The following is a 17,713-nucleotide window of genomic DNA, read 5'->3' as shown; positions in this document are numbered from 1 at the left end:
GAAGGGGAGTCCGATGCAAGAAACCCTCGTCGTCCGCCGCGAGACGCATGTCTCGGCGCCGCCCGCCGCGGTTTTCGCCCTGCTCACGGATCCGGAAAAGATCCTGCGATGGATGGGAACGGAGGCCGAGGTCGAGCCGAAGTCGGGCGGGCTCTATCTCGTCAATGTGACCGGAGCTCGATTCGCCCGAGGCTCCTTTCGCGAGGTGGTCCCGGTACATCGCCTGGCTTACAGCTTCGGCTGGGACGGCAGCGATGTCGTGCCGCCGGGTTCGAGCCTGGTGGAGATCGACCTGGTCGAAGAGGCGGACGGAACGCTGGTGCGCTTGACCCATTCGGGTCTTCCCGATGCGGAGCAATGTGCCGGCCACGCGGAAGGCTGGGCCCATTACCTCGATCGCTTGTCAGCGGCGGCGGCCGGACGTGATCCCGGGCCCGATCCGTGGCACGGCCGTACAGGATAAGGCTCGCGAACCGCTGCCTCTTCACTTCTTCGCGCGGAACTTTGCAGAGCCTGATGTGTTTGCCGGTTGCCGTTCGTGCAAGGGCGGCTCACAAGGCGTCGCGAGTGATGATATCGACAGGGAAAAGCGCTGAGCAACGGTCCGCCGCTCGAACCATGCCGAGACTCGAGCGCAACATAAGCGCCATCCTGAAGCGGCGCGAGGAGGAAGAGCGCGGGCGCCACGCGCATGACAGGCTCGCTCAGGCGATCACGACGTTTGCGGGATCCATGACTTTCGTCTGCCTGCACGTCCTGGTGTTCGGCGCCTGGATCGCAGCAAATCTCGGGCTGGTTCCAAACGTACCGGTGTTCGATCCGACCTTTGCAATCCTCGCCATGATCGCTTCGGTCGAGGCGATCTTCATCTCCACCTTCGTTCTGATCAGCCAGAACCGGATGGCCGAAAAGGACGACGAGCGTTCCGATCTCAATCTGCAGATATCACTCCTTGCAGAGCAGGAGGCGACCCAGTTGCTCACGCTGCTTCGCGAGATTGCCGGTCGGCTGGGCGTGAAGGTGGACGGCGAGGAGGATATCCGTGAACTCTCAAAGGAAGTCACGCCCGAAGAGATCCTCAATCGGCTGGAAGACCAGAAGGTCCGGTCGGGCGAATAGCTTGTCGCCGCGTCAAGGAAAGCTGCGGAAGCCCGCCCCCGAGGAACAATTGCCGCCTGCACGCTATTAGATCACGATGCCGACAGCGAAGGAGACCGAGATGGAGGAGTCACAAGCTATTTCCCGTCCGCAACGCCCGTCCGACTATTCTGGCCGCCAAATGGACTGCGTCGCCGCTTTGCGGCCGGCCGTTTCAGATCTTGCGGCGACGTCCCAGGAGAGCATCGTGGCGGCGATGAGCGGGGAACTGACCGACGAGCTGCTTGCGCTCGCCAAACGGGCGGAACGGGCCGGCTGGACGTTCGATGAGGCATCGGCTGCAATCCAGGAACTTGCGCGCGAATATGAGGGCGCCAAAGGAACGATCTTCGACTGAACCCGGTTGATCTGCCGACCTGCTTCCCATGACCAGGAGATAAGGGCCTTTGGCGAAACTCGGCGTTTTGACCTTTCACCGATGTATCAACTACGGATCGTTCTGGCAGACGCGATGTCTCGTGCATGGCCTTCGGTCGCTTGGCACGGACCCCGTCATCCTGGATCATCAGTCCACCCGTGTGACACGGGCCGAGTGGCGCTGCGCGATGCAGCCGCTCCTGCCCGCGAGAACCGCACGCCCGGATATTCCACTCTACGCTTCGAAGATCAGAAAGTTTCAAAGCGCGCTGGCCTCATTGCCGACCAGCGCGTCCTTCGCGCTTGACGATCCAGCCGGCGCCGAAGAATGCGATATCCTGGTCGTCGGCAGCGACGAGGTCTGGAACTTCCGGCATCCCTGGTACGGCGGCTGTTCACTTTTTTATGGGGAAGGTCTCGCCGCTAAGAAGAAAGTTTCCTACGCCGCGACCTTTGGAAATCACCCGGCAGCGAACGGCCTTGAACCCTACTGGGCCGAACGGCTGCGGAACTTCGATGGGATCTCCGTGCGCGACGAGAATTCAAGGGCGATCATCGAAAAGGAAGTGGGGCGCGAGGCGATACTCGTCCTCGATCCGTGCCTGCAATTCCCCGAAACGATTTCCTTTGGCCCGAATGCTTCCGCTCCGCGTCCCTATATGGCCGTCTACGGCCATTCGTTTCCCTCATGGTTCCAGAACGCGGTACGCCTATGGGCCGGGGCGCGCTCGCTACCGCTGGTCAGCGTAGGATATCGCAATGAATGGGCGGACGAACAGTGGCTCGATGCCGGCCCCTACGAGTTTGCGGCCTGGATGGCCGGTGCGGAGGCCGTCGCGACGAATTTCTTTCATGGCTGCGTATTCTCCCTGCTGAATTCCAAGCCCTTCGTCACGGCTCTCTCCGACTATCGCTCCAACAAGATCGCCGATCTTGCACGCACGGCCGGCGCCGAACGGCACGTGATGTCGCAGGAGACGCGACCGGCCGAATACGAGGCGGTCCTGGCAGAAGGCCTGGATCCGGCCATCATTCACCGGCTTGCCGAACTTCGTCGCCAATCACGGATCTATCTCACAGATGTCCTCGCCTGAACGCACAGCATCGGCCTCGGTCAGCCCAATGCTCTCGCCCCAGCGAATGGTGAAATCGGGCCTTTGCATCGGCTGCGGCACGTGCATGGCGGAGTCGGGCGACGGCGCTGCGATGCATCTGGACCGGTACGGCCAGCTCAAGCCGGACAGATCAAATAATCCGGCAGGATTTGCCGAATTGTGCCCCTTTTCGCCCCACGCCCGAAGCGAAGATCAAATCGCTCTGGCTCGTTTCGGATCGGCGCGATTTTACGATTCCCGGATCGGGCGCTTCGAGGCTGCCTATGTCGGGCATGTCCTCGAGGGCAGCTTCCGAGTGGACGGCAGTTCAGGCGGCATGGCCAGTTGGACGGCCGCGGAGCTTTTGAGAAGAAAGCTTGTCGACGCCGTTGCGCATGTCGTTCCGCGCGAGGGAGACGGTGAACGTCTGTTCCGATATCAGCTCTCGCGGACCGCGGAAGACCTGCGCAAGGGCGCCAAGTCGCGCTACCATCCGGTGGAGCTATCCGGAGTCGTCGCCGAGATGAAGCGCCACCCGGGCCGCTATGCGGTCGTCGGCATCCCCTGCTTCATCAAGGCGCTCCATCTCCTGAGCCTTCAGGACCCGGCGCTCAGGGAGCGACTTGCTTTCACGCTCGGTCTCTTCTGCGGGCACATGAAAAGCACGCGCTTCGTGGAGAGTTTCGCCTGGCAGATGGGCACGGACATGAACGCCGTCGCGGGCGTCGACTACCGGCTGAAGGACCCCCGGAGACCGGCCAACTGGTACACCGCCCATCTGCGGCTCAAGGATGGAAGCACCAGAAGCAAGGACTGGTGGCATCTGGTCGACGGCGACTGGGGAGCCGGGTTCTTCCAGAATTCCGCATGCAATTTCTGCGACGACGTGGTTGCCGAAACTGCCGATATTTCCTTCGGCGACGCCTGGGTAGAACCTTATTCCTCCGATGGACTCGGAACGAATGTCGTCATCGTTCGCTCACCGCTCCTGCAGGCGCTCGTTGCCGATGCGGTCAAAGAGGGAAGGCTCGAGCTTCGCGAGGTCGACAGCGACTTCATCGTCGAGACGCAGGCAGCCGGCTTCCGGCAACGCCGCGAGGGGCTTGCCTTCCGGCTTGCCTGGCCGCGTTCCGGCGTACAGCCTAGAAAGCGCGTTGCGCCGGCGTGGAAGGGTTTGCCCGCACGGCGGATGCTTGTCTACGGATTGCGCAGCGCGATCAGCGCTGCCAGCCACCGCGTCTTCTGGTTCGCCAGGACCATGAAAATACCTGCCGCCTATATTCACTGGGCATCGGCGATGCTCGCGCTCTACCAGGGTGTGACCTATTCACGCGGCTGGATCGGCAAGCTCGTCGATGGCGTCTCGATGCGCGGGCGCAAGCGTTCGAAGGACGAGGGTTCGAAGGACGAGGGGGCGGGCGCATAGCGCGCGGTCATCTCGGCGCAGAATTCCGCGAATTCATCCGGAACGAGCGGCGCACTCGTATGGTGGGGTGCAAGTCCCCGGTGCTCCGGCGTAAAGCAGAAAGTGACGGTCACATCGAAGTCTTCGAGAGCCTCCATCTGCCGATCGAACCAGTCGAGCGCGTTCGGACGGAAGCGGTCGGCCCAGGAGAGCCCGGTCCGCAGATAAGTTACTCCGAGGCGCTTCATCCAGGCGACCGCGTCGTCAAGGCGCGGGTCCTCGAAATGGAACCACTGCACGAGCCCGATATCCGGCGTGTGCCGGGCAAACTCATCGAGCGCCAATTTTGGCGAGCCGTCCTCGCGCAGCAGACCCATGTAAAAGTGCCGGTAGTAAGATGAGCCTTCGGCCTCCCTGTGTCGCGTTGTCGCCGGCCAGGCCCGCGGCAGGTCATAGAGACTGTACCATTGGATCCGCTCCGCGCGGCCCTTGAGCAGTTCCGCGGTTTTCTTAAGCCCCCAAAGCTGCACTTCCTCCGCGCCGAAGGTAGAGACGCCGACCTCGCTGACCCAGACCGGCAGCTCGGTAACGCTGCGCAGCTCCTCGAGCTTCTGCGGCCATTCGTGGATTTGCCAGAGGTTCCAGTCGAGCGGGAAACCGTGGGCGGCAACGGCATCGAGATGGTCGAGCACGCCCTGGGACTTCATCAGGGCGAGGAAATTCGGATCGATCGGCGAAATCCCGCCCAGCACCCGCGTTAGCCCGGGATTGACCTCCCGGATCGCATTTGCCGCCAGCTTCGCCATATGGGCAAAGCGGCTCCAGTCCGGATCGATTTCCGGATCCCAATGCGACTTGTTGTTCGGCTCATTCCAGATCATGGCGGCTTCGATCATCAGTACCTCCGATTTGCCGAGAAGATGCGCCGGAAGGCCGGCTACACGTATTCGTTCAGCGTCAGGATTTTTGCGCCCCAGTCGCCCATCGCGACTACCGAAATCGAGGCCGGCGCAATGTCGAAGCGCGGCCAGGCGTCAGCCGAGAGGCCGAGGACATGACAAACCACGGTCTTGATGACGTCCGCGTGGCTCACGAGGACGATCTTCTCCTGCCCGTGCCGCTGTGCCAGGGCAGCGACAAGTCCCACTGCCCTGCTTTGCACGTCGAGCATCGTCTCCCCGCCGGGCGCGCGAACGAGGCTTCGCACGGCGTTCCAACGTCGCCAATGCGGATCCTCGTCGAGAACGTCGAAGGTCTTGCCAGACCATTCTCCGAAATCCACCTCGTCGAGCGCCTCTGTCGTCAGGACCTCCGAGACGTCGGATACGGCGGCGATCGCCTCGGCCGTTTGCTGCGTGCGCTTGCGCGGGCTCGCGTAAATCGCCCTTATGCCTTGGCCGGAAAGGCGCGCCGAAAGCCGCTGGGCCTGCTCCCTCCCGGCGGCACCGAGCGGCACGTCGCCGGTCCGACCGGCGAGGTAGCAGCCGACGTTATCATGGGCGGCATGCCGCACCAGAAGGAAAGTCGTCGTCACTCGGCCGCCCCCAGGAGTGCGCCGGTCTCGCCTGCGATGAATTCCTCCAGCCGCCTGCGCGCCTCCGCATCGGTAAATTGCTGCGGTGGCGACTTCATGAAATAGCTCGAAGGAGCAATGAGCGGCCCGGCAATGCCGCGGTCGATTGCGAGCTTGGCGCAGCGAACAGCATCGATCACGACACCCGCCGAGTTCGGCGAATCCCACACTTCGAGCTTCAGCTCGACATTGAGGGGAACGTTGCCGAATGTCGTGCCCTCGACGCGAATATAGGCGAACTTGCGGTCGGCGAGCCACGGAACGTGATCACTCGGACCCACATGAATGTCTCCGGCCGCGAGCGGAATGTCCATCTGGCTGACCACAGATTGGGTCTTGGATATTTTCTTCGATTCGAGCCGTTCCCGCTCGAGCATATTGAGAAAGTCGGTATTGCCGCCAAAGTTGAGCTGGTACGTCCTGTCGATACGCACCCCCCGATCGCGGAAGAGATTGGCAAGCAGCCGGTGCACGATGGTCGCACCGACCTGGCTCTTTATATCGTCACCGATGAGCGGCAGCCCGCGCTCGGCAAATTTCCGCTGCCACGATTTGTCCGAGGCAATGAAAACGGGAATGCAGTTGACGAAACCGCAGCCGGCCGCGAGCGCCTGCTCCGCATACCAGCGCGTGGCGACTTCGGAACCGACGGGAAGATAGGAGACGAGAACGTCCGTTTCGGTCTGCCGCAGTACGTCCGCGACATCAGCGGCAGGCACGTCGGATTCTTCGATCTCCTCGCGCAGATAGCGGCCGATACCGTCGAGCGTTCTGCCACGCTGAACGACCACGCCCGTCGACGGTGCATTCGCGAAACGAAACGTGTTGTTGGGAGCGGCGTAGATCGCTTCCGCGACATCGCGCCCGACCTTCGACGCGGCAACGTCGAAGGCGGCGGAGATCTCGATATCGCCGACGTGGTACCCGCCGAGATTGGCATGCATCAGTCCCGGAACCGGCTCGTCCTCCTTCGCGTCGCGATAGAATGTCAGCCCTTGAACGAGCGAGGATGCGCAATTCCCGATACCGACCAAGCCGACGCGAATGGATTTCGATCCCATCTTTCCACTACTCCTGCGCAGTATCTACAATGCTCGCCAAACCCGCGCGCGACCGTTTGGTTCCTTCTTCTTTCTCCCGTTTCTCGGGTGAAGCGGATCGAATTCAGCTTCAGCGCGTTGAAGGGCGGACAGGAAGAGAGCGAAACTCCATGCTCGTATACGGTGATGCAAAGCGCCTCGAGCGCGCCGACGAATTGTCAGCCTCGATCGCGTCGCGGCTGCGCAGGATCGAAGATCAGCCCCCAGGTATCGAGCGGCACACCGAACTCGTTGCGATCCTGCTCAAAGCCGGAGAACTGGTGCAGGGGCTTTCGGATGCGGAGTTCAAACAGGCGAGAGCCGACGAGATCTCCGCCTCCCGTGAGGCTGGCGAGCGTCTCCTCCTCGACCTTGCGATGCTCGTCGCCCGTTCCTGGCAACGGGGGTTCACGGAGCGGGTTAGCGTACCGGCCCATGTCGCGAACCTGCTCGCGACCATCAGCGCGCCGATCTCCCTCGGTATCCGGGAACCGGAAGGCTATGCCTTTTACGCTCTCTACCCCGAGAGCTATCTGGAGGCCGCGCGAGAGTCCGGTCTGGGCTCCGATGCCGTGGTAATCGGTCTGCGGAGCATCGGAACCACTCTTTCCGCCATTGTCGCCGCCGCCCTGCATGCAGCGCCGCCGCTGACGCTGCGTCCCAAGGGAGATCCGTTTCGAAGGCAGCTTGCAATCGCCCCGCAGCTTGCCGGACGGCTGCTGCGCAACCCGGCAGCGGGTTTCGCTATTGTCGACGAAGGGCCCGGCCTTTCCGGCAGCTCGTTCGGATGCGTAGCCGATTGGCTCGAGGATCATGGCGTCGCCGCCACGCGCATTCACTTCTTCCCAAGCCACAAGGGCGACCTTGGACCGCAATCCTGCGGCCGCCATCGCAGACGCTGGGCGACGAGCCCCCGCCATGTCGTGGACGTCGACGATCTCCTGATCAAGCCGGCCGGCTCTCCGCGCCACCTCGCCGAGTGGGTCGGCCGCCTCGTTGGACCGCTTGAGCGGCCGCTCGAGGATATCTCCGCGGGCGGATGGCGAAAGGCGCTCCCCGGTGATTGCAGGCCTCCAGTCGATATCAGGTTCGAACGAAAGAAGTTCCTCGCGCGCACCGCCGACGGAGCGTGGCTCGTCAAGTTCGCCGGGCTCGCCGACGTCGGACAGCGCAAACTCGTCAGGGCGCGCCTTCTCGCCGACGCAGGCTTCGCACCCCCGGTCGCCGGACTGTGCCACGGCTTCCTGGTTCAGAAATGGGTCGCAGCGAGACCTATGGCCCCTTCGGAATTGCGCCACCCGGCCTTCATAGCGCATCTCGGTCGCTATCTGGCCTTCCGGGCACGAAGCCTGCCGCCGCCAAAGACGCAAGGGGCGTCCATCGCCCAGCTTTGCGAAATAGCTTCGGTCAACACCGAAGAGGGACTGGGGTCAGCGGCCGCGTCACGCCTCAAAAGCCGGCTCCGAAATGCGGAGCGCTTTCATGCGGCGATCCTGCCGGTCGATACCGACAATCGGCTCCATAGCTGGGAATGGCTGGGCGAAGGAGCACGGCAGTTCCTCAAGGCGGACGCACTCGATCACAGCGGCGGCCATGATCTCGTCGGCAGTCAGGACATCGGCTGGGACATCGCGGGGGCGCGCATCGAACTCGGCCTCACGCGAGACGAGCAGGCCGAACTGAGAGCGGCCGTATCCGAAAACGGCTGGCGCCCTCCCGACGCTGAGCTGCAGGAGATTTTCGACCTCTGCTATGCCGCTTTCCAGTTCGGCCTGTGGGCTTCCGCAAAGTCCGCTGCAGCCCCGGAGGAAGTTCACCGGCTGGAGACAGCCGCTGCGCGTTACGGCAGCCTCCTTAGGAACGCGACCGAGGGCTTTTAGGGCCGCGACCCGCCAGTCAAGTACCGGCAACCGCCTCTGCCCGGGCCCGGGGAGGTGCCGGGCTCACAGGCGTTTCGCCCAACATTGCGGTCACGCTGCATCGCTATCGGTCGTATATCCTGTCCAGCACGTCCGCCACTGCAACGAGGTAGTCGTTTTCGGGGTCGAAGCGCTCTCCTGCCGCGAGGCGTTCCGCCCAGGCGGCGGCCGCTCGTCCGCCCCAGTTGTCGGGAGGAAGCGCCAGCACCTCCCGTTGCGTGCTGCGATAGCGTTCGGCGGAAAAATCGAGATAGGATCCGTTGATGTTCCTCAGGCTGGCACCGCCTTCCGTGCCGTAGAAATCGGCGCTGATCACCGCATCGCACCCCGCCTGCAGATGCCATGAGCATGCCATTCGGGCGACGACGCCGTTTGCGAGCTCAAGCGTGGCAATGGCGTAGTCCTCGACTTCGTCGCCGTCACGGCGAATGGGAAGGCCCTTGGCAAAGAGCCTGCTTTGCACCCCCACGACGTCCGGGAACCCGAGGACCCAAAGAAGCAGATCCACGAGGTGAACGCCGAGGTCTATGACGCAGCCGCCGCCGGAAAGCGCCTTGTCGTAGAACCAGGGCTTGCTCGGGCCGTAGGCGTTGTGAAAGGTGAGATCGACGGCGAAGACGGTCCCGAGTTCACCCGATGCGATCAGATCACGGATTTGTCGCATGCCCTCGGTGTAGCGATAGGAAAGATCGACGTTCAACAGCCTGTCGACGTGCCGGGCGGTTTCGACCACGGCCGCGGTCTCGTCGCGCGTTCGTCCGAGCGGCTTTTGGCAGAAAACCGCCACGCCCTGCTCCAGAGCCACGATCGACTGAGCGGCGTGGAGAGCGCTCGGCGAGGCGATGACGATGCCGTCGAGCGCTTGGTCGAGCAGCGCCTCGAGCGAGTTCACGATCGAGGCTTCCGGCGTCAGCTCGCGCGCCGCCGCAGCCATTTCCGGCGACGGATCGAAGATCGCGACGGTTTCGACGGATCCGGTTTCGACGACCGCTTTCATTCGGTGGAAGCCTATTCTTCCCACGCCGAGAAAGCCCACGCGGGGGCGGGTGGCCATCTTCGGTTTCGTTGAAAGCTGCATTGCGTCACTCATGGCAGATCACCAGTGCTTTGATGAAACCTTCCGGCCGGTCGCGAGTCATGTCGAGCGCTGCACCGAGCTCTTCGAGCGGGAACCGATGGGTGTAGAGCCGCGCGGGAGAAATGCGCCCGGCTGCCGTCGCCTCGATCGCCTCTCTCATGCCGCGCATATAGACTGCAGGATCGCGCTCATGCGCGTTGATCACGTCGAGCCCGCGCCAGTTCCAGAGCTGCATGTTCACCTGTCGCGGGCTGTCCTGATGATAACCTGCAATCACAAGCCTGCCGCGCTCCCTCGTCAGTTCGCCGGCAAGATCGAGCGGCCACTGCTTTCCGACCGCCTCGATGACGCAATCGCAGAAGCGCCCGTCGGTCAGCTGCTTCACCTCTTCGATGATCCGCCAATGATCGTCCATGGGGATCACGTCGCTCGCACCCGCCTGCTTGGCCGCGGCGAGTGATGACGGCCTGCGCGATATTGCGATCACCCGCGCCCCGGCAGCGCTCACGAGCTCGGTCAGAAGAACTCCGAGAAAGCCTATGCCGATGATCGCCACGGTTTCTCCCGGCGTTATCGCGCTTCGGCGTAAGATGTTGAAGGCACATCCGAGCGGCTCGCCGGGAAAGGGCTGATCCGCAAGGGACGCCGGCAGGCGCGCAATCGCGCTCTGATCGGCGATGTCATGCGTGGCATAGGCGTTGTAGGAGAGTGCCGCGACGCGGTCGCCCGGCGAGAAACCATGCACGCCCTCGCCAACGGCGTCGATAACACCCCAGCCTTCATGTCCGAGCGCCCCCGGCTCCGTCGGAAACCGCATCCATTCCGGGCCTGCCCAGGGAACGAGATTGGAGGCGCAGACGCCGCAGCCTTCAAGCCGGATGCGGACCTGGCCGCGCCCGGGCTGCGGCAAGGGCAACCTCTCGATGCGCACCGTGCCCGGCCCGGTGACGATGGCGGCGGACATCGTGTCCGTCCGCTGAGACATCCTGATATTCATGTGAATTCCCTCCTCGGTGGAGACCTGTCCTGCAGCTCGAAAACGGTGTCACTTTGCCCGGCGGACCCGCCCCTGCCCGCCCAAAGCAAAGCTTTGAGCAATGTTCATGAGCCTTCGCCCTTAACTTGATGTTGCAGCTTTTGTTCCTGATGCGCGCAGTTCGCGTGGAACACTCCCGCGAAAGAGAGGTTTGTACCTTGGCATGGGTGACGCTCGGCGGGGGATCAAAGAAGAACATCAAAGAAGAAGAAGTCAAAGAAGAAGGAACATTTGCGACGCAGGTTTGTTGGAGGTTTGTCTCTATCTCTGATTGGTCATCATCAGGTGCAATATGACAAAAGTACTTGTTACCGGCGGCTGCGGTTTCATTGGCCGGCATGTGGTCGAAGAGCTTCTCTCTGGGAACTACGAGTTGCGCATCCTCGATGCGCTGAACGAACAGGTCCATGCGGACGCCCAGATCACCCTGCCACCGGAAGTAGATATGCGGCGCGCCGATATATGCGACGCTGACGCGGTGAAGAGCGCACTGAAGGACGTCGATCACGTCATTCATCTCGCTGCGGAGGTCGGCGTCGGCCAATCCATGTACGAGATCTCCCGCTATGTGGGCGTGAACGACCTGGGCACCGCCGTCCTGCTCGAGGCGATGATCGGCATGCCGATCCGGCGGATCGTCGTCGCCTCTTCCATGAGCGTTTACGGCGAGGGCTTGTACGAGACTGCGGCCGGGGAACGCCGCGCGCATATCCGGCGGTCTCCCGCCGAGATCAAGACGGGTGCGTGGAACCCGTCCGGCCCCGATGGCGAGAGCCTGAAGCCGATCGCGACGGACGAGAACAAGCCGGTCGATCTTGCCTCCATCTACGCACTCACGAAATATGCGCAGGAGCGTCAGGTCCTTATATTCGGTGAAGCCTATGGCATGGACGCGGTGGCGCTTCGGCTTTTCAACGTCTACGGCGCCGGTCAGGCACTCTCCAATCCCTATACCGGAGTGCTTGCCAACTTCGCCTCTCGACTTGCCAACGGGCAGGCGCCGATGGTCTTTGAGGACGGCCGTCAGAAGCGCGACTTCGTCCATGTTCGCGACGTCGCGCGCGCTTTCCGGCTTGCGCTCGAACAGCCGCACGCCGCGGGCCACGTCATCAATATCGGCAGCGGGCACGCTTACGCGATCGCTGACATCGCCTCGCTGCTTGCCGATGCGATGGGCGTGCCGGAGATCGGGCCGGAGATCATGCACAAGGCTCGTTCAGGAGATATCCGCAATTGCTTCGCGGATATTTCCAAGGCGCGCGACCTCCTCGGCTTCGAGCCGGCGCACCGGCTTGAAGATTCGCTCGCGGATTTCGCCCAATGGGTCCGCAGTGCCGGCGCGATCGACCGCGGCGCCGAGATGAAGCGCCACTTGGAAGCACGGGGGCTGGTTCTATGAGCGGCCGGACCGTCGAAAAAAGTCGGCATCTGGCGACGCCTGCGCTCTCCGGAAAGGCGGGGCCGATCCTTGTCGTTGGAGGCAGCGGCTTCGTCGGGAGCAATCTCGCCGACAGCTTTCTCCGTGACGGCGAGCACGTGATCGTTCTCGACAATCTCAGCCGCCCGGGCGTCGAGAGAAACCTCGAATGGCTGGTGGAGAGCCACGGGCGCGCCGTCGAGGCCGTCACCGCCGACATCCGCGATCTCGCCGCAATCCAACCTGCCTTCAGGAATGCCAAGGCCGTATTCCATTTTGCGGCTCAGACGGCGGTGACCACAAGTCTCCAGCAGCCGACCGAGGATTTCGAGACGAATGCGCGTGGCACGCTCAACGTGCTCGAAGCCGCACGTCTGGCTGGGCGCAGCTCGCCCGTGATCTTCGCCAGCACCAACAAGGTCTATGGCGCGCTCGAGCACATGGAAATGAGAGACGTGCAGGGCCGCTACATGCCGGTCGACGAGGCGACGCGCGCGCATGGCGTCGGCGAGGCGCAACCGCTCGATTTCTGCACGCCCTATGGCTGTTCGAAGGGCGTTGCCGATCAGTATGTGCTGGACTATGCCCGCTCCTTTGGCTTGCCGACCGCCGTTCTCAGAATGAGTTGCGTCTATGGCCCGAGGCAGTTCGGCACAGAGGATCAGGGCTGGGTAGCGCACTTCCTCATACGGGCGCTCGCCGGCGAGCCGATCTCGATCTATGGCGACGGCAAGCAGGTCCGCGACATCCTCCATGTCACCGATGCGGTCGCCGCTTATAGAGCGGTTCTTAAAGCGATCGACGGTCTGAAGGGTCGCGCTTTCAATTTGGGAGGCGGACCCGACAATGCCGTCAGCATTGTCGAGGTGCTGAACGAGATCGAGATCTTGACGGGCCGTCGGCTCTCTACCGGGAAAAGCGACTGGCGCGCCGGCGACCAGCTGTATTTTGTGGCCGATACGCGCGCGATCGCCGATGCGGTCGGCTGGAGGGCGGGAATGGCTTGGCGCGAGGGGCTGCGCAATCTTTACGCCTGGCTTGTCGAAGATCGGGTCGGCGTCGGAAATATCCGGCGTCAACAGCGGAGGGTCCCTGCATGAGCGTCCATGCCCTTTCCGGCTCAAGACAAGAGGTCCGCCACGACGCCCCGAGCCCGTTGCCGCGGCGGATATTGATGACCGTCGATGCGGTGGGCGGTGTCTGGCGCTATGCGGTGGATCTCGCCGAAGCCATGCGCCGTTCCGGCGTCGAGACGCTGATCGTCGGCTTCGGCCCGGCCCCTTCCCCCGAGCAACGGCGCGAGGCGGAGAGCATCGGCCGGCTCGAATGGTCGGATCAGCCGCTCGACTGGATGGTGGAAGATGAAAGTGAACTCTGCGGCGTTCCGGACCTCTTGTCCGAACTGGCGCTCAAGCACTCCGTCGATCTCATGCACCTCAACCTGCCTTCCCAGGCTTCGGGAATAACGGCTGAGATTCCCGTCGTCACCGTTTCGCATTCCTGCGTAGCCACCTGGTTCGAGGCGGTGCGCGGATCCGGCTTGCCAACCGGCTGGTGCTGGCAGAAGCGATTGAACCGAATTGGATTCGACCGCGCCGACCTGGTGCTTGCCCCGAGCCGGAGTCATGCCATGGCGGTGACGCGTTGTTACGGTCCGGTTCGCGATCTCGCGGTCGTCTACAATGCGAGCCGGAACGCATCCTCCATCTCCGCCAAGGAGAACTTTGCTTTTGCGGCCGGGCGCTGGTGGGACGAAGGCAAGAATGGAGCCGTACTGGACAGGGCGGCCGCCGATATAGGCTGGCCGGTCGTCATGGCCGGTGCCTGTGACGGCCCCAACGGGCAACGCCTGGCGATTGCGCATGCCGATCACAAGGGCGAACTCAGTCACGACAGGGCGATTTCGCTGATGTCGAGGGCGGCGATCGTCGTTTCCCCTTCGGTCTACGAACCATTCGGTCTGGTGGCGCTGGAGGCAGCACGCGCCGGTGCGGCATTGGTTCTCGCCGACATCGAAACCTATCGCGAGCTCTGGGAGGGCAGCGCTCTTTTCGCCGATGCCGAGGATCCCGCCGCCTTCGCCGGGGCCGTCAACCGGCTTGCGGAGGATGCGGGGTTCAGGGCCGAGCTCGGCCGGCGAGCGCAGTCGCGCGCGGCCGACTTCACCCTTGAGGCCCAGCGCGAGGCGATATTCGCCGCCTATAGGCGCGTGATGCGCGGGGAAAATCGACTGACGGCAGCGGAGTGAGCGGATGCGATTTCTTTTCTACACCCACTCATTGATTTCCGATTGGAACCACGGCAATGCGCATTTTCTGCGCGGTGTCATGCGTGAAATCACACGCCGCGGCCATCTGGCCGTGGCGCTTGAGCCGGGCGATTCCTGGAGCCGCCGCAATCTGATTGCCGATCAGGGCATCGGACCGATCGCCGCCTTTCGCAAACACTTTCCCGATTTGCAGGTCGCGATCTACGAGTCCGATTTCGACCATGAAGCGGCAGTCGCCGAGGCTGACATCGTCATTGTCCATGAGTGGACCGATCCCGCTCTGATCGCCGAACTCGGCCGCATCCGCCTGAAGGGTGGACGCTTCACGCTGGCGTTCCACGACACACATCACCGCGCCGTCAGCGCCAAACGGGACATCGCCAGGCTGGACCTTTCCGGTTACGACTTCGTTCTGGCTTTCGGTGAGGCGCTGCGCGAGCGCTATCTGCAGGCGGGATGGGGAAGGCACGTCCATACCTGGCATGAGGCTGCCGACACTTCGCTGTTCCATCCGATGCCGGAGGTGGAAAAGCGTGGCGAGCTCATCTGGATCGGCAATTGGGGCGATGACGAACGCAGCAGCGAAATCATGTCCTTCCTCGTCGAACCGGCAAAAAAGCTGAAACTGAGGGCGACGGTCCGAGGCGTAAGATATCCCGACACGGCGCTCAGGGCCTTGCGCGCCGCCGAAATCGACTATGGCGGCTGGCTCGCGAACGCAGCCGTCCCGCGGGCCTTCGCGGAGCACCGGGTCACCATGCACATTCCGCGCCGACCCTACGTGGAGGCACTCCCGGGCATACCCACGATCCGCGTTTTCGAGGCTCTTTCCTGCGGGATTCCGCTGGTCTCGGCACCATGGACGGATGCCGAAGGGCTATTCCGGCCCGGCAAGGATTTCTGCATCGCCAGGGACGGCAAAGAGATGGCGCGACTTCTGCGTCAACTTCTCGCGGAACCAGCCTTCGCAACGGAGATGGCCGCTTCCGGACTGGAGACCGTCCGAGCACGCCACACATGCGGCCATCGCGTCGACGAGCTTCTCTCCATTCTGGCCGCCTACATGCCGCACAGCAACGTGGAACGCACAGTCACCGAGGAGGTCCAGCTATGAAACTGGCATTTTACGGATCGAGCCTCGTTTCGGCCTACTGGAACGGCGCGGCCACCTACTATCGCGGCCTGCTCCGTGCTCTCGCGCAACGGGGCTATCAGATCACCTTCTATGAGCCTGATGTCTACGACCGGCAAATGCACCGCGACATCGATCCGCCCTTCTGGTGCAAGGTCGTCGTCTACGAAGGGACCATTGAAGGTCTGAAAAGCGTCGCCGGGAAAGCCGGTGAGGCCGACATCGTCGTCAAGGCGAGCGGAGTGGGCTTTGAGGACGAGTTACTGCTCGCCGAGGTCATGGCGGCGGCGGATCCAGCGGCATTGAAGATCTTCTGGGACGTCGATGCACCTGCCACGCTGGCCGATCTCAGGGCCGCGCCCGACCACCCGCTTCGTCGCGCGCTTCCCTCTCTGGATCTCGTTCTGACCTATGGCGGCGGCGATCCCGTGGTCGGCGCCTATCGGGCTCTCGGTGCCCGCGAATGCGTTCCGATCTACAATGCCGTCGATCCCGAGACGCATTATCCGGTTTCGCCGGACCCGCGCTTTAACGCGGATCTCGCCTTCCTCGGCAATCGCCTGCCGGACCGGGAGGAGCGGGTGGAAGCCTTCTTCCTCGAGCCGGCGCAAAAGCTCTGGCAGCGGCGTTTCCTGCTTGGCGGAGCGGGTTGGCATGACAAATCCCTGTCCCCGAACGTCGCCTATATCGGTCATGTCCCGACGGCGGACCACAATGCCTTCAACACGACACCGACTGCCGTATTGAACATTTCGCGCTCCAGCATGGCCGATAACGGCTTTTCGCCGGCAACCCGCGTATTCGAGGCGGCCGGCGCCGGTGCCTGCCTGATCACCGACTACTGGGAGGGGATCGAACTTTTCCTGAAGCCCGGAGAAGAAGTGCTGGTCGCCAGAGACGGCCGCGACGTCGCCGAGCTGATGCAGAAACTGACCAGCGCTAACGCCAGGGAGATCGGCGAGCGCGCGCTGCGCCGCGTGCTGGCCGAGCACACCTATGCGCATCGTGCCGCAGAAGTGGACCGCATCTTGCGCCAGGCGCGCCGGATGGAGGCTGCCGAATGAAGCGCCCACTCGACATCGTCATCCTCGGTCTCTCGCTGTCCTCGTCGTGGGGCAACGGCCACGCGACGACATACCGGGCTTTGCTTCGTGCCGTTAACGCCGCCGGCCACAAGGTGACGTTTCTCGAACGGGACGTGCCGTGGTATGCGGACAATCGCGATCTCGCCGTGCCGGACTTCTGCGATCTGGTGCTCTATGACGACACGGACGAACTCACACAGCGGCATGCGCGAAAGCTCGCCGATGCGGATGCCGTCGTCGTCGGCTCCTACGTGCCGGATGGCGTGGACGTCATCGACGCTGTCGCGGATCTGGTACCGAAGCGCCTGTGCTTCTACGACATCGACACGCCCGTGACGCTCGCCAAGCTCGAACGCGGCGACGAGGAATATCTCGCCCGAAGGCAGGTGGCGTTCTTCGACATCTACTTTTCCTTCTCAGGCGGCAAGACGCTCGACAGGCTGCGTGACGAGTTCGCGGCACGGCGGCCGGTGCCTCTTTATTGTGCCGTCGACCTCGAAGCCTACCGCAACACAGGCGCACCGACGAAGTGGGATCTCGGCTACCTCGGCACCTTCAGCCCCGACAGGCAGCCGGTGCTCGAACGCCTGTTGATCGAGCCGGCGCGCCGCCTGCCGCACATGCGCTTCGCCGTCGCCGGGCCGAGCTACCCTTCCGACATCCACTGGCCGCCGAACGTGGAGCGCATAGAGCATCTGCCGCCCGGCGAACATGCTGAATTCTACAGCCGCCAGCGCTTTACGCTGAACGTGACGCGCGCCGACATGGTCGCGGCCGGCTGGTCGCCGAGCGTCCGCCTCTTCGAGGCCGCAGCATGCCGCACGCCGATCGTCAGCGACTGGTGGGAGGGCATCGAGAATTTCTTCCCGCCTGGCGAAGCCGTGGTCATTGCACAGAGCAGCAGCGATGTCGTCACGGCATTGACGAGCCCCGATGAAGCCCAACGCGAAGCACTTGCCGATTGCGCTTATCGACGCGTCGCCGCCGAGCACAGTTCCGCCGCGCGCGCACGCAGCTTCGTCGAGGCACTCGAAAGCGTCGCCGCCAGAACGGATCTCGCAACCCAGCGTGTCGAGCGGCGGCTTCCGGTTTAACCCAAAAGGAGAACGGC

Annotated in this window: 17 protein-coding genes; 12 read left to right on the top strand and 5 right to left on the bottom strand. The window is 63.2% G+C overall.

Annotation, left to right across the window (positions count from 1 at the left end; genetic code table 11):
- Positions 1-13 precede the first annotated feature (13 nt).
- From FB009_RS18010 to FB009_RS17990, 5 genes are all read left to right on the top strand, one after another.
- Positions 14-463: an SRPBCC family protein gene (locus FB009_RS18010; protein WP_127581390.1), complete on the top strand. Its 450-nt coding sequence runs from the start codon at positions 14-16 to the stop codon at positions 461-463.
- 107 nt (positions 464-570) lie between these two features.
- A complete protein-coding gene (locus FB009_RS18005) occupies positions 571-1,119 on the top strand; it encodes a DUF1003 domain-containing protein (protein ID WP_024312245.1) in 549 nt (182 codons plus the stop codon).
- 100 nt (positions 1,120-1,219) lie between these two features.
- On the top strand, positions 1,220-1,495 hold the full coding sequence (locus tag FB009_RS18000; protein WP_011969512.1) for a hypothetical protein: 276 nt from the start codon (positions 1,220-1,222) through the stop codon (positions 1,493-1,495).
- 49 nt (positions 1,496-1,544) lie between these two features.
- The gene (locus tag FB009_RS17995; RefSeq protein WP_101799260.1) at positions 1,545-2,609 is read left to right on the top strand and encodes a polysaccharide pyruvyl transferase family protein; all 1,065 of its coding nucleotides are present in this window, start codon (positions 1,545-1,547) and stop codon (positions 2,607-2,609) included.
- Entirely contained in the window at positions 2,596-4,035 is a 1,440-nt protein-coding gene (locus tag FB009_RS17990; protein ID WP_033043268.1) for a Coenzyme F420 hydrogenase/dehydrogenase, beta subunit C-terminal domain, read from the top strand. The genes FB009_RS17995 and FB009_RS17990 overlap by 14 nt, the downstream gene beginning before the upstream one ends.
- On the opposite strand, the gene FB009_RS17985 is transcribed toward FB009_RS17990, so the two are convergent.
- The 3 genes from FB009_RS17985 to FB009_RS17975 are packed head-to-tail and all read right to left on the bottom strand — an operon-like array spanning position 3,933 to position 6,648.
- Positions 3,933-4,910, bottom strand: a complete 978-nt coding sequence (locus FB009_RS17985) for a glycoside hydrolase 5 family protein (protein ID WP_011969515.1) — start codon at positions 4,908-4,910, stop codon at positions 3,933-3,935. The two genes, FB009_RS17990 and FB009_RS17985, sit on opposite strands and share 103 nt — an antisense overlap.
- Positions 4,911-4,951: 41 nt before the next feature.
- Positions 4,952-5,548 (bottom strand): histidine phosphatase family protein, encoded by a 597-nt coding sequence (locus FB009_RS17980; RefSeq protein WP_011969516.1) that lies wholly within the window; start codon positions 5,546-5,548, stop codon positions 4,952-4,954.
- Positions 5,545-6,648: an inositol-3-phosphate synthase gene (locus FB009_RS17975; RefSeq protein ID WP_011969517.1), complete on the bottom strand. Its 1,104-nt coding sequence runs from the start codon at positions 6,646-6,648 to the stop codon at positions 5,545-5,547. The genes FB009_RS17980 and FB009_RS17975 overlap by 4 nt, the downstream gene beginning before the upstream one ends.
- 149 nt (positions 6,649-6,797) lie before the next feature.
- Here FB009_RS17975 and FB009_RS17970 point away from each other — a divergent pair, with 149 nt between their 5' ends.
- Positions 6,798-8,546 (top strand): hypothetical protein, encoded by a 1,749-nt coding sequence (locus tag FB009_RS17970; protein ID WP_011969518.1) that lies wholly within the window; start codon positions 6,798-6,800, stop codon positions 8,544-8,546.
- Between the two features lie 103 nt (positions 8,547-8,649).
- On the opposite strand, the gene FB009_RS17965 is transcribed toward FB009_RS17970, so the two are convergent.
- Complete coding sequence (locus FB009_RS17965; protein WP_011969519.1) at positions 8,650-9,675, bottom strand: Gfo/Idh/MocA family protein; 1,026 nt, start codon at positions 9,673-9,675, stop codon at positions 8,650-8,652.
- A complete protein-coding gene (locus FB009_RS17960) occupies positions 9,668-10,660 on the bottom strand; it encodes an MDR/zinc-dependent alcohol dehydrogenase-like family protein (RefSeq protein ID WP_011969520.1) in 993 nt (330 codons plus the stop codon). Before FB009_RS17960 ends, FB009_RS17965 begins: the two co-directional genes overlap by 8 nt.
- 331 nt (positions 10,661-10,991) lie before the next feature.
- Here FB009_RS17960 and FB009_RS17955 point away from each other — a divergent pair, with 331 nt between their 5' ends.
- Genes FB009_RS17955 through FB009_RS17930 form a run of 6 tightly spaced genes read left to right on the top strand, consistent with a single transcriptional unit; the run spans position 10,992 to position 17,696 of the window.
- Complete coding sequence (locus FB009_RS17955; protein ID WP_011969521.1) at positions 10,992-12,098, top strand: NAD-dependent epimerase/dehydratase family protein; 1,107 nt, start codon at positions 10,992-10,994, stop codon at positions 12,096-12,098.
- Positions 12,095-13,216: an NAD-dependent epimerase/dehydratase family protein gene (locus FB009_RS17950; protein WP_011969522.1), complete on the top strand. Its 1,122-nt coding sequence runs from the start codon at positions 12,095-12,097 to the stop codon at positions 13,214-13,216. Before FB009_RS17955 ends, FB009_RS17950 begins: the two co-directional genes overlap by 4 nt.
- On the top strand, positions 13,213-14,364 hold the full coding sequence (locus FB009_RS17945; protein WP_102046071.1) for a glycosyltransferase family 4 protein: 1,152 nt from the start codon (positions 13,213-13,215) through the stop codon (positions 14,362-14,364). Before FB009_RS17950 ends, FB009_RS17945 begins: the two co-directional genes overlap by 4 nt.
- A gap of 4 nt (positions 14,365-14,368) precedes the next feature.
- Positions 14,369-15,499, top strand: a complete 1,131-nt coding sequence (locus tag FB009_RS17940) for a CgeB family protein (RefSeq protein WP_011969524.1) — start codon at positions 14,369-14,371, stop codon at positions 15,497-15,499.
- The gene (locus FB009_RS17935) at positions 15,496-16,581 is read left to right on the top strand and encodes a CgeB family protein (RefSeq protein WP_011969525.1); all 1,086 of its coding nucleotides are present in this window, start codon (positions 15,496-15,498) and stop codon (positions 16,579-16,581) included. Before FB009_RS17940 ends, FB009_RS17935 begins: the two co-directional genes overlap by 4 nt.
- On the top strand, positions 16,578-17,696 hold the full coding sequence (locus tag FB009_RS17930) for a CgeB family protein (RefSeq protein ID WP_011969526.1): 1,119 nt from the start codon (positions 16,578-16,580) through the stop codon (positions 17,694-17,696). The genes FB009_RS17935 and FB009_RS17930 overlap by 4 nt, the downstream gene beginning before the upstream one ends.
- The last annotated feature ends 17 nt before the right edge of the window (positions 17,697-17,713 follow it).

Origin of the sequence: Sinorhizobium medicae (assembly GCF_007827695.1) — a bacterium.
Classification (GTDB): domain Bacteria; phylum Pseudomonadota; class Alphaproteobacteria; order Rhizobiales; family Rhizobiaceae; genus Sinorhizobium; species Sinorhizobium medicae.
Note: the sequence above shows the minus strand (reverse complement) of the source record. Positions and strands in the feature narration are given on the sequence as shown.